The organism is Parvibaculum sp. (assembly GCF_040882025.1).
Lineage (GTDB): Bacteria > Pseudomonadota > Alphaproteobacteria > Parvibaculales > Parvibaculaceae > Parvibaculum.
The window spans coordinates 1-14894 of record NZ_JBBECC010000160.1; the positions used below are offsets into that span (position 1 = coordinate 1).

Sequence of the window (14894 nt, forward strand, 5' to 3'; positions counted from 1 at the left end):
ACATCTATCTGGTCGAACTCAACGACGTTCCCGGCAAGCGCCTGCCGATCCGGCTGGCCGGCAACAATATCCGCGATCATCTGGGCGTCGACGTCAAGGGCATGAACTACGCCGACTTCGTGCCGCCGGAACGCCATGCCACGGCCGGCGCCTCGATGCCGAAAATGTTCGGAGCGCCGCCGCTCGGACGCTGGATCCGCAAGGACATTGTCCACAAGGACGGTCACCGCGAACTGATCGAGATGACGCAATTGCCGTTGTTCGAAGCAAAATCCGGCATCCGGCTGGTGCTCGGCCTGATCGAAGGCTTCGGCGAGGAACTGCACGGCGAAGGCCAATTCCGCTTCGAGGACCACGAGAAGGAGTACTTCTTCGATCTCGCGTGAGGGGACGCCTGTCAGGCGCGGCGCATTTCGGGGAAGGCGTTTTTCGGCATCGGCGCGCGGCCGTGTTTTTTCTCGAGCACGCGGCCGATCTCGCGGATGAGATCGCGATGGTCGATCGGCTTGCCGACATAGCCGTCGGCGCCCATCTCGCCGTAGCGCGCATTGTCGGGGCCGAGCGAGTCGGCGGTGAGCGCGATCACCGGCACGTCGCGAAAGGCCATTTCGTGATTGCGGATGTGGGCAAGCGTCTCCATGCCGTTCATCACCGGCATATGCATGTCGAGCAGCACGAGGTCGAAGGGTTGCGTCTGCAGATCGCGGATCGCATCGGCGCCGTTTTCGGCCTCCGTCACCTTGATGCCGAGCGGTTCGAGGAAGAGACGCGCGACCTTGCGGTTGAGCGCGTGATCGTCGACCAGCAGGACCGAAAGACCTTTGGCCCAGCGCGCGCCGCCGACCCTGTCGACATCGGCCTCGGCCGGCGCCTCGCTGACGCGGCGGCCGGTGAGCGCGCGGAAGGTGAAGGTAAAGGTCGAACCCTTGCCCTCCTCGCTTGCCGCCACGACATCGCCGTCCATCAGGCGCGCGAGCTTGCGGCTGATCGACAGGCCAAGACCGGTGCCGCCGAAGCGCCGCGCGGTTGAGGTCTCCGCCTGGGTGAAGGGCGCGAAGAGCTTGTCGAGCGTTTCGGCGCTCATGCCCATGCCGGTATCGGAAATGGCGATGCGCACCTCGAAGGCGCCGTCGCCGGCCGGAACGGTCGAGGCTGAAATCGTGACGCTGCCCTTCTCGGTGAACTTGATCGCGTTCGAAATCAGGTTCGAAATGCACTGGCGCACACGCACCGGATCGAAGCGCAGGAAACTCGCCATTTCATCGTCGATCGACAGCGCGAGGGAGATGCCTTTTTCGGCGGCGCGGGGCGCGAAAAGCTTCTCGACGCGGCGCAGCAGATGACTGAGATCGTTGTCGATGGGCGAAATGTCGAACTTGCCCGCTTCGATCTTCGACAGGTCGAGCACGTCGTTGAGGATCGCCATCAGCGTCTTGCCCGAGTCGAGGATCGTTTCGATCTGATCCTTCTGCTCGGGCGTGAAGTCACCAGCCGCCATCACCTGCGCCATGCCGAGAATGCCGTTCAGAGGCGTGCGGATTTCGTGACTGATATTGGCGAGGAAGGCCGACTTCGCCTCGTTGGCGGCCTCGGCCTGCTTGCGCGCCTTCTTGAGTTCGCGCTCGCGGTCCCTGAGCGCGGTGACATCCGCGCCGACGGCGACCCAGCCGCCGAAGGAAAGCGGAATCTCGACGACCTGTATCACCGTGCCGAGATGAGTCTTGAGCTCGACCGGCTCGCCGCGCGCCAGCGTCTCGTGAATGCCCTGCGCCACGGCATGCGCCTGGTCGTCGGGCAGGTCGGGCACGACCTTCTTGACCGCGAAATAGGTCGCTTCGAGATAGGTCTTGCCTTCCCGGAGCGCCTCGTTGGTGTAGCGAAAGTCGCGCTCGTTCTGCGCGTTGGAGAGCAGGATTTCGTGATCGGGGCCGAAAATGACGAAACCGCCCGGCAGGCGGTCCACCGCCTCCCGCACGATTGCGGCCATCTCGTGCTCGCTGATTTTCTTCTCGCTCATCGTCGCGCCCCATGCGCCGCGCCGCCAGACGCCGCGAAGCATGCCTCCAATTCCCAATCCCTTGGGTGATCCTAGGATTTCGGGCTTAAGAGGCCGTGAACGGGCGCAGCCGGAAAACACTTGCAGCACAAAGGTTTCCGCGCGATTTCGATGAAATCCGGGTTTTTCAGATGGCCGGCGGGATCGTCGTCCCGCTACCGGCTGAAGCGCTTGTATTTGATGCGGTGCGGGATTTCGGCGGCGGCGCCGAGGCGGCGCTTCTTGTCTTCCTCGTAGTCCTGATAGTTGCCCTCGAACCATTCGACATGGCTGTCGCCTTCGAAGGCGAGCATGTGGGTGGCGATGCGGTCGAGGAACCAGCGGTCATGGGAAATAACCACGGCGCACCCGGCGAAGGCGACCAGCGCGTCTTCGAGGGCGCGCAAGGTTTCGACGTCGAGATCGTTGGTCGGTTCGTCGAGGAGGAGAAGATTGGCGCCCGACTTCAGCATCTTGGCGAGATGCACGCGGTTGCGCTCGCCGCCCGAGAGGAGGCCGACCTTCTTCTGCTGGTCCGAACCCTTGAAGTTGAACGAGCCGACATAGGCGCGGCTCGGCATGGTGATCTTGCCAAGCTCGATAATGTCGGTGCCGCCCGAGATTTCCTCCCAGACATTCTTGTTCGAATCGAGCGAGTCGCGGCTCTGATCGACATAGCCCATGACGACCGTCTCGCCGATCTTCAACGCGCCGCCGTCGGGCTTTTCCTGACCCGTCAGCATACGGAAGAGCGTGGTCTTGCCGGCGCCGTTGGGGCCGATGACGCCGACAATGCCGCCGGGCGGCAGCTTGAAGGAGAGATCGTCGATCAGGAGCTTGTCGCCGAAGCCCTTGGAGATGTGCTCGGCCTCGTAGACATTGCCGCCGAGACGCGGGCCGGCCGGAATGACGATCTGCGCCTTGCCTTCCTGCTGCCGGCCGGCCTCGGCCAACAGCTCGTCATAAGCCGAAACACGCGCCTTCGATTTCGCCTGCCGCGCCTTGGGGCTTTGCCGGATCCATTCGAGCTCGCGCGCCAGCGTGCGCTGCTTGGCTTCTTCCTGGCGGCCTTCCTGCACGAGGCGCTTTTCCTTCTGTTCGAGCCAGGAGGAGTAGTTGCCTTCGTAAGGGATGCCCGAACCGCGATCGAGTTCGAGAATCCAGCCCGTCACATTGTCGAGGAAGTAGCGGTCATGGGTGACCATGACGACGGTCCCCGAATATTCCTTCAGATAATTCTGCAGCCAGGCGATCGACTCCGCGTCGAGATGGTTGGTCGGTTCGTCGAGAAGCAGAAGATCGGGCGAGGCGAGCAGCAACCGGCAGAGCGCGACGCGGCGCTTCTCGCCGCCCGAGAGATTGTTGACGTCGGCTTCCGGGTCCGGACATCTGAGCGCATCCATCGCCATCTCGACCTGCGAATCGAGATCCCAGAGGTTCTGGCTGTCGATGATGTCCTGCAGCTTCGCCATCTCGTCGGCCGTCTCGTCCGAGTAGTTCATGGCGAGTTCGTTGTAGCGGTCGATGAGCGCCTTCTTGGAGGCCGCCCCCTCCATCACATTGCCGAAGACATTGAGCGCCGGATCGAGCTCCGGTTCCTGCTGAAGGAAACCGACCTTCGCGCTTTCGGCCGCCCAGGCCCCGCCGGTGAAGTCCGTGTCGACGCCAGCCATGATCCGAAGCAGCGTCGATTTGCCGGCGCCGTTGAGGCCGACGACACCGATCTTGACGCCGGGCAGGAAGGAAAGCCGGATGTCCTTCAGGACCTGCTTGCCGCCCGGATAGGTCTTGGACAGGCGGTCCATGACGTAGACATATTGGTAAGCGGCCATGAGGGGCTCTCGTCCTTCGCGCGAAAAGGGGAATTGGCGCCCCTTCTAGCGGATCGCCCCGGAACGGGCAATCGGCCTAGACCGTTTTCATGTACGCGACCAGCTGATCGAGCGCCGCGCCCCAGCCGTCCTGGAAGCCCATTTCGGCGTGACGCTTCGCCGAGGCCTCGTCCGGATGTTTGGCGATGGCGGTGTATTTCGTGCCCTTGCCTTGCGGCTCCATGACGATCCAGGCCGTGAAGAAGAGATCGTGCACCCGCGCGACGCTCGGCCGGTAGCCCGGCCCGAGCGCCGAAGTCCAGACGAGCTTGCGCTCCTTCTCGATCTCGAGATAACAGCCGGAACCGCCCTCCATCGTCTCGCCTTCGGGCGAGCGCATGGCAGTGTAGAATTCGCCGCCGGGGCGCAGGTCGATCCGGCAGTCGACCGTCTCCCATGGACGCGGCGTGAACCACTTCTTGAGATGCTCGGGCTCCGTCCATGCGCGCCAGACGAGATTGGGGCTCACATCGACCACACGCTCAAGCACGAGGTCGGTTTTGGGATCGATTGCGGGCGTCGTCATTTTTACTCTCCTCGAACGGGGCTGGATCAGAGCGATTTCATATAGGCGACGAGCTGGTCGACCACGGTGCTCCAACCGTCATGGAAGCCCATTTCCTCGTGGCGCGTCACATCCGCCTCGCTCCGGTGCTGCGCAATGGCGGTGTATTTCGTGCCCTTGCCCTGCGGCTCGATCAGGATGGTGGCCGTCATCGCGAGATCCTCGGCCGACAGGGATGCGGGCCGGTATCCGGCGCCCAGAACATTCGTCCAGACGAGCTTGCGGCCCGGCTCGATTTCGAGATAGCAGCAGGTATTGGGAAATTCCTCGCCTTCCGGCGAGCGCATGAGGAAGTAGAATTCGCCGCCGGGGCGCAGGTCGACCCTGCATTCCGGCGTCTCCCAGGGCTTCGGCGTAAAGTAGTGGACGATGTGCTCGGGCTTCGTCCAGGCGTCCCAGACGAGACCGGGGCGGATGTCGACGGTGCGTTCGAGAACGAGATCGAGCTTCGGATCGATGCTCGATGCTTTTTTGGGGGCGGTCATTTCTCTTTCTCCTTCATCTGCATGAGATAGTCGTCGAGCTGGTCGAGGCGACGTTCCCAGAGGTCACGCTGTTCCACCATCCATTTTTCGGCCGCCTTCAACGGCTTCGGCACGAGCTGATAGGTGCGCACGCGGCCCGTCTTGCGCGAGCGGACGAGGCCGCATTTCTCAAGCGCGGCCAGGTGCTGCATGAACGAAGGAAGCGCCATCTTGAAGGGCCGCGCCAGTTCGCCGACGGGCGCCGGGCCCTGCCCCAAGCGGCGGATCACGGCGCGCCGCGTTGGGTCGCCCAGGGCGTGGAAAACACGGTCGAGCTGGATTTGTTGGTTAGGCATGTAACTAAGTATGGAGACGCGCGATAGTTAGGTCAATACCTAAGTTTCATGTCGGCTTGAAAATCGGCCGAACCGCGACCGTTTCAGATGTCGCCAGCGGTATTCAGAATTTCGGCAATCATGTGAAAGCTGGTGGGCCCGGCAGGATTCGAACCTGCGACCAAACCGTTATGAGCGGTCCGCTCTAACCAACTGAGCTACAGGCCCCCAGCGCCCCGCCATATAGCAGCAAGGGGGCCGGGCCGCCAACCGGGAAGCCGGATTTCAGCGCAAGCCGCGCAGGAAGTCGAGGACCGCGGCGTTGGTTTCTTCGGGGTATTCCTGCTGCACCCAGTGGCCGGAACCCTTGACGATACGGGCGCCCATCCAGTTGGGGATAACCTCGCCCGCGCGGGCGAGCGCCTCCTGCCCCCACCAGGTGCCGACATCGTATTCGCCGCCGAGAAACATGGCCGGCACCACCATCGGCTTGCCCTGCATCGGCGCGAGATCGTTCCAGCCGTTTTCGAGATTACGGTAGAAGCTGAGGGGGCCCGCCAGCCCACCGCGTTCCAGCGCATCGGCATAGACATCGAGGTCTTCCTCGGTGAACCAGGCGGGCATCTTTTCGGGCGTCATGAAACGCTCGCGCATCCGCGTACCGGGCGGAATGCAAAAGGCGCTGCCGCGAATGATCTCGGCGGGATCACCGGCGTCGAAATCAATGCCAGCATCCGCCAGCGCATCACCGGAGGCGGTCCATGTGAGATCGCGCACCCAGCCGCGCAGATCGCTCTCGATTTCGGCGATGACGGGCCCGAGCGTGCCGAAATAGACCTGGTAGAAATCCTGATGCGGGCCCGACAGCGCCAGATGAACCTCATGCGGCGAACGCTCGCCGAAGGGATTGCCCGGCAGGCCGATGAGGCCCCGCCCCGCGAAGGGCACGCTCATGCCCATGACGCCGGTGAAGACCTCCGGATGCAGCCACGCCGCCGTCCAGACGACCGGCGCGCCCCAGTCATGCCCGATCAGGATCGCCTGTTTTTCGCCCAGCGCCGCCACGAGCCCGACGAGATCGGCAACCAGCGGATGAATGCGATAGGCATCCGGGTCCCAGAATTTCGAGGAGCGGCCATAGCCGCGCTGGTCGATGGCGACGACGCGGTAGCCGGCCTGTGCGATGACCGGCATCTGGAAGCGCCAGGAATACCAGAGCTCCGGAAAACCGTGGACGAGGATGACGAGCGGCCCCTCGCCTTCCTCGACGACATGCAAGCGTACGCCGTTGACGTCGACCAGCCGGTGTTGGCGCTCACCCATAAATCCCCCCGTCGTTACGAGCCCTGCCGCAACTCGATTTTCTGTTGTCCGAAATTGCGCTCGACAAGCGTCTGCCGTCCGCGCAGCCGGCTTGCGAGCCATTTTCCGAGAACGCGCGCCGTCACATCCGGACGCATCAGCACCGAAGGCGGTGCCACGAAATGCGTCACCATCAGATATTTGCGATAGATCGCCGGATCGTCATGCATCGCTTCGAGCACGCGGTCGATGTACCAGTTCTGAGCGCGGAAATAGAAGGGCCGCTTTTTCTCGACATCCGGAATCCAGGGATAGCGCAGGTTCTGTTCGCGGATCACTGACCAGACGAGATCGGCGATGCGGCTGACATTGCGGTAGTAGCGGCGCACGAAACGCTTGTCATGAACCGAACCGCGGCGCATCAGCTTGCGCAATTCGTCGAGTTCGAGCAGCGCCTTGGTCATGCCGGCGCCCGACACAGGATCGGCGCTGCAATAGGCATCGCCGATGGAGACCATGCCGGAAGGCAGCGTCTTCATGTCCTCGTAGTGCCAGCGCTGCATCGTCGGATAGCGGAAGTTGTAGACCTGCGAGCAGGGTTCGAGGCCGTCGATCTCGCCGCCGATTTCCGGCGTCGGCATCTGCCGCGCGAAGGCGCGGAACTCCGTTTCGTTGCGGGGCGGGCTGTAGAAATTGTAGCCGACGAGACTGGTCGCCAGCGTCGTACGGCTGCTGTCGGTGAAGAACTGCGCCGCGTAGTAGCGCTGATAGGGCCGATGCGCATAGCAGATGGTCATCACCCTGTCGCGCCAGGCCCGCCCGGGCGGCACGCGGTGCTGCATGGTCGAATAGAAGCAGTTGATATGGTCTTCCTCGGTCTCGGGCGTGTCGAGACCAAGACGCGCGAGGGCGGCCGGAACGGGTGTGTTCTTGCCCGCCGCATCGACGATGAATTCGGCCGGAAGGATTTCGGCTTCGCCATTGCGGGCAACGGCAACGCCGACAATGGCGTGATTGTCGCGGTCGTAAACGAGATCGGTGACCTCGCTCTCATAGCGATAGGCGATGCCCGGCGCACCGTCGAGACGGCGGCGGACGCACCATTCGAGCAGCGGGCGGCCGGCGCAGATGATCTCGACGCCGCTCGTGACCTGCTTTTTCCACGATCCGGCAAGCATCAGCCTGTATTGCTCGCCCATGTCGACGCGGAAGGCGCCGGCGCCGACCATGTCGTCGATGATCCCGGGGAAGATGGTTTCAAGCTGACGCTGGCCGGCAACCAGCAAATGATGAATGTGCCAGCCCTGCGCCGCGCCGGGACGGCCTTCGGCGCGGCGGTGGTCCTGATCCTTTTCGACCACGATCACCTTGTCGAAACTTTCGGAGAGAACCTTTGCCGCCGACATGCCGGCGATCGAACCGCCGATCACGACCGCCGTGCCGCGGCCGCGCCGGCGGATATCGGCGGGGTCGAAAGCCGGAAGCGGAAGCGCGGCGTGCGCCGGACCGGACGTCCCGCCACTCGGGAGGAACTTCTCGTACCAGAGATTGGCGCCGTTGAAATGCCGTTCGCCGAGCCAGGCGCGCGTTGCATCGATCATCGCGGACGGCCCGCAGAGATAGATGTCGACCGCGCCGCCGCGAAGATCGGTGTCAGCCAGAAGATCCGTCACAAGGCCGGCGCGGCCGCTCCAATCCGGCGACGGCTCGGCGACGATCGCCTCCCAGGTGAAATCGGGATGCGTGGCGGCAAGACGCTCGATCCGGTCGAGCAGCACGAGATCGGTGGCACGGGTGACGCCGTAATTGAGCCGGATCGGCTGCGGACAGGCATCCGCCACCAGCTGTTCGGCGATGGCGAGGATCGCCGAGAGGCCGGTGCCGCCGGCAACCAGCACGACCGGCCGCGCGACCTCGCGCAGATGGAAATCGCCCCTGGGCGCGCGGAGCTTGATGCGGTCCCCGGGTGCCGCGCGATTGCGCAGCCAGTCCGACATGGCGCCTTCGGGCAGCAGTCGGATCAGAAACTCGACCTCGGACCCCTTGTCGTCGGCATGCGTGAAGGAATAGCTGCGCCAGCTCTCGCCGCCCGGCACGCGAAGCTGCGCGAACTGGCCGGGGCGAAAGCCGAGCGCGGCGGGCAACCCGGAAACGTCGAGTGCCAGCAACGCCGTTTCGGGCGCGAGTCGCTCGACCCGCGTTACCGTGGCCTCGCCGACAACGATGCGCGCCGCATTGCCGTCGAAGGGATATTCGAACTCGACGGTGCAATCGGAACGGACGCGGGCCTGACAGGCAAGAATGCGCCCCTCGTCGCATTCCGAGCGGTTGAGGGCGACGACATTGCCCGGCTCGTAGCTGCCCTCGGTGCAACGCCCGACACAGGTGCCGCAGACGCCGCTCTGGCAGGCGCTGACGACCGGAATGCCGTTTTCCTCGGCCGCTTGCAAAACGGTCTGGTCGGCGCCGACCGCCATTACGCGCGTCGCTCCGTCGGAATAGCGTACCGTTACTTGAAACGTCACTGGCCAGTCTCTCGCGATGTCTGAGGAGTTCCCCCTCAATTTCGGCGGCGGGACCAGCCAGCGCCATTGCGCAAATCGGTGACCGGCCCCGCTCTTTCGGGGGGTGGGCGTACGGAAGCCACCCGTCCCCGCCGCAATTTCGCCCCGATCCGGCCGGAAGCTCCGGCCAGAAACGCAAACAGGAGGCATGACAATGCCGCGCCGTCTTTCCGCCACCCCGCTCGCGCTGGCCTTTCTGGCCGCTCTCGCCTTTTCCGCTCCGGCCCATGCCGAAGAACCCGCTCCCCGCACCATCACCATCACCGGCGAAGGCGAAGCGACCGCCGTTCCCGACATCGCCTGGATCGACACCGGCGTCGTGACCGAAGGCAAGACGGCGGCCGAGGCGCTGGCTGCCAACACCCAGGCGATGGAAGCCGTGTTCAAGGGGCTCGAGGAATCCGGCATCGAGAAGCGCGACATGCAGACCTCGCAATTCTCCGTCTACCCCGTATATGAGCAGATGAAGCCGGAAGACCGTCCGCAGACGCCGAAGATCGGCGGCTACCGCGTGCAGAACCAGTTGACCCTCAAGGTCCGCGATCTGGATGCGCTCGGCGGCATTCTCGACAAGGTGGTGACGCTGGGCTCGAACCAGCTTTCGGGCATCCGCTTTTCGATCGACGAACCCAAGCCGCTGATCGACAAGGCGCGCGAAGCCGCCGTCAACGATGCCCTCAGAAAGGCCAAACTCTATGCGCGTGCCGCCGGCGTCGCGCTCGGCCAGATCATGAGCATCACGGAAAGCGGCGGCGGCATGCCCCAGCCCATGTACATGAAAGCCTCGATGGCGATGGAACGCGACGCGAGCGTGCCCGTGGCGGCCGGCGAGCAGACGCTTTCGGCCAGCGTGACGCTGGTGATCAAGATCGACTGAAGGGGACTTCAGCCGAAACTTGCCTTTCCGGCAGGGCGGAACCCCGAACACGGGTTCCGCCCTTTCCTTTGGCGGAATTTGCGGGTTCTTTGTCATTTCAGCCGCAGGGGCGATGCGCGATGGTTGGGTGAAATTCAGCCGGAACCCGGAGGCCCCCCATGCGCGCGCACAGCATTGCCATACCTTTTGCGTTCTTCCTTCTGCTTGCCGGCCTGGTGGTCGCGACGGCTGCGGGTGCGGAGACGCCCGCCGCCGGCCCGCTGGAGCTGAAGCCCGGCCGCGAGCGCGCCGTCGTCGCCGTGGTGGCCCTCAATGCCGGCACGGAAGTGACCGACTTCCTGGTGCCCTACAGCGTGTTGAACCAGGCCGGCGCGGCGGTGATGGCGGTGGCGCCGTCTTCCGATCCGGTCGCGTTCTGGCCCGCGGCATCGGTGCGGCCCGACGCGGACTTTGCACAATTCGACACCGCGTACCCGCAAGGCGCCGACATTGTCGTCGTGCCGGCCGTGCACGACCCGGACGATGCCGCGCTCAAGGCATGGCTGCAGGCGCAGGCACAGAAAGGCGCATTGATGGTCTCGATCTGCGAGGGCTCCTTCGCGCTCGCCGCCGCCGGGTTGCTCGACGGCAAACGCGCCACCGGCCATTTCTATGAACATGAGAACCGCACGGAGACGTTTCCGAAGGTGCGCTGGGAACGCAATCGCCGCTATGTCGAAGACGAAGGGGTCATCTCCTCGTCGGGCGTCAGCGCCTCGCTTCCCATTTCGCTGATGCTGACCGAACGCCTCGCCGGACGCGACCGCGCGGCCGAACTCGCCGCCGCCTACGGCGTCGCCGATTACGGTCCGAAGCACAATACCGACGCCTTCAATATCGGCATGGAGGAAATCACGACGGCCCTGAAGAACATCGCCTTCGGCTGGCCACGCGCGCATTACCTGATCGAAGTATGGGACGGCGTCGACGAAGTGAACATGGCCTTCCCGCTCGACTTCGCGGCGCGCACCTGGCGCGGCTCCTCGGCGGCGATTGCGGCGAAAGCCGAAATCCGCACCCGCCACGGCCTCACGATCATCGCCGACGAAACGGGCGAAGCGCCCGGCGGCGCGCGGCTCGTGCGGCTGCCCGGCGCGCCGGCTTCGGCGGCGGAAGCTGCCGTGACGCTGGCGAGCCCCGCAACGCTGCGCGAGGACTTCCTCGCCTTTATCGGCGAGGAGCTTGGCGACAAAACAGCGCAGTTCGTCGCCACGCAACTCGAATATCCGCGCCGCTGACGCCCCTCTCCAACTTGTGACTGGACGGTGAGGACCACCGCCGGGCAGGCTCGCCCTGTCGCTCACAGGAAAATGGAGAAGGCGCGGATGTCGGTCGAGATGGTGAAGGAATATTACGGCCAGACGCTGAAAGGCTCGGCCGATCTCAAAACCGATGCCTGCTGCGACGTGACCGCGACGCCGGCCCATATCCGCAGCGTGCTCTCCGGCATCCATGACGAGGTGCTGACGCGCTATTACGGCTGCGGCCTTGTGATCCCCGACATGCTGGACGGCATGCGCGTGCTCGACCTCGGCTGCGGCGCCGGCCGCGACGTCTATGCGCTCTCCCGCCTTGTCGGCGAAAAGGGCGCCGTTACCGGCGTCGACATGACGGCCGAACAGCTCGCCGTCGCCCGCGCCCATGTCGGCTGGCACACGGAACGCTATGGTTATGCGCATGCGAATGTCGATTTCCGCGACGGCTATATCGAAGCCATCGGCGATCTCGGCCTCGAGCCCGCGAGCTTCGACATCATCGTTTCGAACTGCGTCATCAACCTCTCGCCCGACAAGCGCGCGGTGCTGGACGGCGCCTGGTCGCTGCTGAAGCCGGGCGGCGAACTCTATTTCGCCGATGTCTATGCCGACCGCCGCCTCGATGCGAGCCTGCGCAACGATCCCGTGCTGCTCGGCGAATGCCTCGGCGGCGCGCTCTACTGGAACGATTTCCTGACGCTGGCGAAAGAAGCGGGCTTCGCCGATCCGCGCCTCGTCGCCGACCGGCCGCTGGAAGTGACCGACGCCGCCATCCGCCGCGCGCTGGGGCCTGCCCGCTTCTTTTCGGCGACCTACCGGCTCTTCAAGCTCGAGGGGCTGGAAAGCGCCTGCGAGGATTACGGCCAGGCCGTGATCTACAAGGGCGGCATCCAATATGCCGAGGACGTCTTCACGCTGGACAGCCACCACCGAATCGAGAAAGGCCGTGTCTTCCCCGTTTGCGGCAATACGTACCGGATGCTGGAGGAAAGCCGCTTTGCGCCGCATTTCGACTTTATCGGCGATTTCTCGCGGCATTTCGGCATTTTCGAGGGCTGCGGCACGCAGATGCCCTTTGCCGACACCGGCGCGGCGGCGACCGACGGCGCCTGCTGTTGAATTCCGGCCCTTGTTTCCGGGCACCGGCACCCCATATGGATGAAAGCGACAGTTATCGCGGCTTTTCGCGCGCCTCAAGGTGCAGCGGGAATGCCGGTCCGGCGAGAGCCGGTGGCGCAAGCCCGATAACTTTTCATCGCAAAGCCTTGACCACGGATGTAACGGCAGGGCCACGGGATGATTGGGAAAGGCCGGGATAACCCGGCCTTTTTTCATGCCCGAACGCGGCACATGCGCGATTGACGCGCCGAACAGCGGAAGGAACCATCCATGTCGGCAAAGAATTTTCTCTTCAAAGCCAAGGCCGCCACGGAGCGCGTCAGCAAGGCCGATCAGACGAGCATCGTCGCGCACGGCCTCAATGAGACCGCCGCGCGCCTCTCGGCGGCGAAGACCGCGCGGCTGAAGGAACTCCGCCTCGCCCGCGACGCCGAGGAAGCCGCCGCCAAGGCCAAGGCCGCCAGGGCCGCCGCGAAAGCCGGCAAGCCGAAGAAGAAGCCGGCCGCGAAGAAGGCTATCGGCGAAACCTCTCTCTGATTCCCGCCGCCCACACCTGAAACGCCTTGCACCAAAAGCCCCGCGAAGCAAAGCTTCCGGGGTTTCGGCACGCGAACTTGCGACCTTCAAGCGTGAAGGATGCGCGGGGCGTGTGTCGAACTCGGCCGCACATGTGTTTTACATGTGCATGTTACATGTGGGGGCGGCTTCGTTCCCGCACGCCCCGCGCGCCGCATTCCGTGAGCGCATGGCCTAGAACCATCCGCCGCAGAACCGCGACACCCCTCCCCGCATTCGGACAATCCGGATACGCCCTTCGCAGGAGCGGGTATGGATGAATATGGGGGTGCTTTGGCGGGGGGAGATAAGTTTTTTAGCGTGTCAGCGTCTCCGCTGTCTGCGCACTCAGAGCCGCGCAGCGACACGCACGAAGAAGGGATGGTCGCAGAAGACGTAATTCTCACAGACGAGCCCGTCGCGCGTGCGCACGCGGTCGCATCCCGTGAACTCGAAGCGTCCTTCGGGACCGGTGCCGGTCGCGACCCAACGGATGAAATGGAAGTCGCCCGTCGAGGCATGCTCAGGCACCTTCAGCGAGAAATCCGGACACTCCTCGAGAAGAGCGGCGATCACCTTCATGTAGGGTTCCGGATCGCGCACCGTTCCGATGGGACGCGGCCAGTAGCCGACGATGTCATTGGTGATGACGTCGAAGATGCCAGGCAGAAGCAAGGGGTCGGGCTTCGCCCAGAAGGCCATGAAGCCCTCCGGAGACCAGCGGCGGCGGGGTTGCGCGGCAGTTGCAAGTGACATGATCATGCCTCCTCTGTTGATGACGCGAACGAGGATGCATCGCGCGGCGCGGAACATCGATTACGTGAAGCGTAATGCGCGACAGAAAAGCCCGGATATTTCGATCCGGGCTCTGTTATTTGAGGCGGTTCGCTGCTCACTCAGGCACTTTCATCAGTGGTTCGAAGGGCCGCCCCTGCCGCATCGCCTGCAGGGGCGCGGTGTCGGCATAGACGATCTCCTCCATGATCCGGCCATCCTTCAGCGTCATCTTGTCGACGCCGCGCCAGGTGACGACGGTGTCGCCATAGGTATTGGACGACTCCCATTCGATCACGACGACATCGCCGCGCGCGGTCCAGCCGAGAAGCTTCCATGTGAGCTTTGGCGCCTGCGCGTTCTGCAATTCATTGAGCTTGCCGATCTCGGCCCCGCGAATGACGCGATCCGCGAAGGGATAATGGAGCTCGCCCTCCGGATGCCAGAGCGCGATGAACTGCTCGGGATCCCGCGCCGCCCAGGCGGCGGCGAAGCGGGCGACGAAAGCTTCCTTGTCGGTATCGGTCGTCATGTCTCTCTCCATCCATGCGTTGCGGTGGGGAGGAACATGAGCGGAAGAGAGGCGCGGGTCTCGCCGGATTCGGACGGCATCACCCGGATATGAAAAGCCCGGATCGTTCGATCCGGGCTTTGATTCCTTTGAAGAAACCCCCTCACCCTTCCCACCGATGTGGCTTGCGCCACATCGCCGGGCCCCTTCCCTCTCCCCGCTGGGGAGAGGGAGGGAGCGGGCGCAAGCCCGCGGAAGGGTGAGGGATGCGTCAGTCTCAGTTGTCGAGGAACGAGCGCAATTTGCGCGAACGCGACGGATGCTTCAGCTTGCGCAGCGCCTTCGCCTCGATCTGGCGGATGCGTTCGCGCGTGACCGAGAATTGCTGGCCGACTTCTTCCAGCGTGTGGTCGGTGTTCATGCCGATGCCGAAGCGCATGCGGAGCACGCGCTCCTCGCGCGGCGTCAGCGAGGCGAGCACGCGCGTCGTCGTCTCGCGGAGGTTCGACTGGATCGCCGCGTCGATCGGCAGGATGGCGTTCTTGTCCTCGATGAAATCGCCGAGGTGGGAATCCTCCTCGTCGCCGATCGGCGTCTCGAGGCTGATCGGCTCCTTGGCGATCTTCA

General features: G+C 64.2%; 15 protein-coding genes and 1 tRNA gene. 5 read left to right on the forward strand and 11 right to left on the reverse strand.

Going from position 1 to position 14894, the window contains the following annotated elements; genetic code table 11:
* On the forward strand, positions 1-386 hold a 386-nt coding region (locus WEB61_RS11580; RefSeq protein ID WP_368064487.1), incomplete at its 5' end, for a hypothetical protein.
* 11 nt (positions 387-397) lie between these two features.
* On the opposite strand, the gene WEB61_RS11585 is transcribed toward WEB61_RS11580, so the two are convergent.
* The 8 genes from WEB61_RS11585 to WEB61_RS11620 form a co-directional block, all read right to left on the reverse strand.
* On the reverse strand, positions 398-2059 hold the full coding sequence (locus WEB61_RS11585; RefSeq protein WP_368064488.1) for an ATP-binding protein: 1662 nt from the start codon (positions 2057-2059) through the stop codon (positions 398-400).
* Positions 2060-2211: 152 nt separating this feature from the next.
* Positions 2212-3867: an energy-dependent translational throttle protein EttA gene (gene ettA / locus WEB61_RS11590; RefSeq protein ID WP_368064489.1), complete on the reverse strand. Its 1656-nt coding sequence runs from the start codon at positions 3865-3867 to the stop codon at positions 2212-2214.
* 76 nt (positions 3868-3943) lie between these two features.
* A complete protein-coding gene (locus WEB61_RS11595; protein WP_368064490.1) occupies positions 3944-4432 on the reverse strand; it encodes an SRPBCC family protein in 489 nt (162 codons plus the stop codon).
* 26 nt (positions 4433-4458) lie between these two features.
* Entirely contained in the window at positions 4459-4956 is a 498-nt protein-coding gene (locus WEB61_RS11600) for an SRPBCC family protein (RefSeq protein ID WP_368064491.1), read from the reverse strand.
* Positions 4953-5291, reverse strand: a complete 339-nt coding sequence (locus tag WEB61_RS11605) for an ArsR/SmtB family transcription factor (protein WP_368064492.1) — start codon at positions 5289-5291, stop codon at positions 4953-4955. The genes WEB61_RS11600 and WEB61_RS11605 overlap by 4 nt, the downstream gene beginning before the upstream one ends.
* 130 nt (positions 5292-5421) lie before the next feature.
* Positions 5422-5498 (reverse strand) — tRNA-Ile (locus WEB61_RS11610).
* A 57-nt stretch (positions 5499-5555) separates the two neighbouring features.
* On the reverse strand, positions 5556-6593 hold the full coding sequence (locus WEB61_RS11615) for an alpha/beta fold hydrolase (protein WP_368064493.1): 1038 nt from the start codon (positions 6591-6593) through the stop codon (positions 5556-5558).
* Between the two features lie 14 nt (positions 6594-6607).
* Positions 6608-9097: an FAD-binding oxidoreductase gene (locus WEB61_RS11620; RefSeq protein ID WP_368064494.1), complete on the reverse strand. Its 2490-nt coding sequence runs from the start codon at positions 9095-9097 to the stop codon at positions 6608-6610.
* A 193-nt stretch (positions 9098-9290) separates the two neighbouring features.
* Between WEB61_RS11620 and WEB61_RS11625 the strand changes: the two genes are divergently transcribed.
* From WEB61_RS11625 to WEB61_RS11640, 4 genes are all read left to right on the forward strand, one after another.
* Positions 9291-10013, forward strand: a complete 723-nt coding sequence (locus tag WEB61_RS11625) for an SIMPL domain-containing protein (RefSeq protein ID WP_368064495.1) — start codon at positions 9291-9293, stop codon at positions 10011-10013.
* A 158-nt stretch (positions 10014-10171) separates the two neighbouring features.
* The gene (locus tag WEB61_RS11630) at positions 10172-11290 is read left to right on the forward strand and encodes a DJ-1/PfpI family protein (protein WP_368064496.1); all 1119 of its coding nucleotides are present in this window, start codon (positions 10172-10174) and stop codon (positions 11288-11290) included.
* Positions 11291-11377: 87 nt separating this feature from the next.
* On the forward strand, positions 11378-12427 hold the full coding sequence (locus tag WEB61_RS11635) for a methyltransferase domain-containing protein (RefSeq protein WP_368064497.1): 1050 nt from the start codon (positions 11378-11380) through the stop codon (positions 12425-12427).
* A gap of 270 nt (positions 12428-12697) precedes the next feature.
* Positions 12698-12964 carry a hypothetical protein gene (locus WEB61_RS11640; RefSeq protein WP_368064498.1) on the forward strand — a complete coding sequence of 89 codons (267 nt, stop codon included), beginning with the start codon at positions 12698-12700 and terminating at the stop codon, positions 12962-12964.
* Positions 12965-13330: 366 nt separating this feature from the next.
* Here the strand turns inward: WEB61_RS11640 and WEB61_RS11645 are convergent, their stop codons facing one another.
* The 3 genes from WEB61_RS11645 to WEB61_RS11655 form a co-directional block, all read right to left on the reverse strand.
* On the reverse strand, positions 13331-13738 hold the full coding sequence (locus WEB61_RS11645; RefSeq protein ID WP_368064499.1) for a nuclear transport factor 2 family protein: 408 nt from the start codon (positions 13736-13738) through the stop codon (positions 13331-13333).
* Between the two features lie 136 nt (positions 13739-13874).
* A complete protein-coding gene (locus WEB61_RS11650) occupies positions 13875-14288 on the reverse strand; it encodes a nuclear transport factor 2 family protein (RefSeq protein WP_368064500.1) in 414 nt (137 codons plus the stop codon).
* A gap of 256 nt (positions 14289-14544) precedes the next feature.
* Positions 14545-14894 (reverse strand): sigma-70 family RNA polymerase sigma factor (locus WEB61_RS11655; RefSeq protein ID WP_368064501.1); only part of this gene is annotated, 350 nt, incomplete at its 5' end.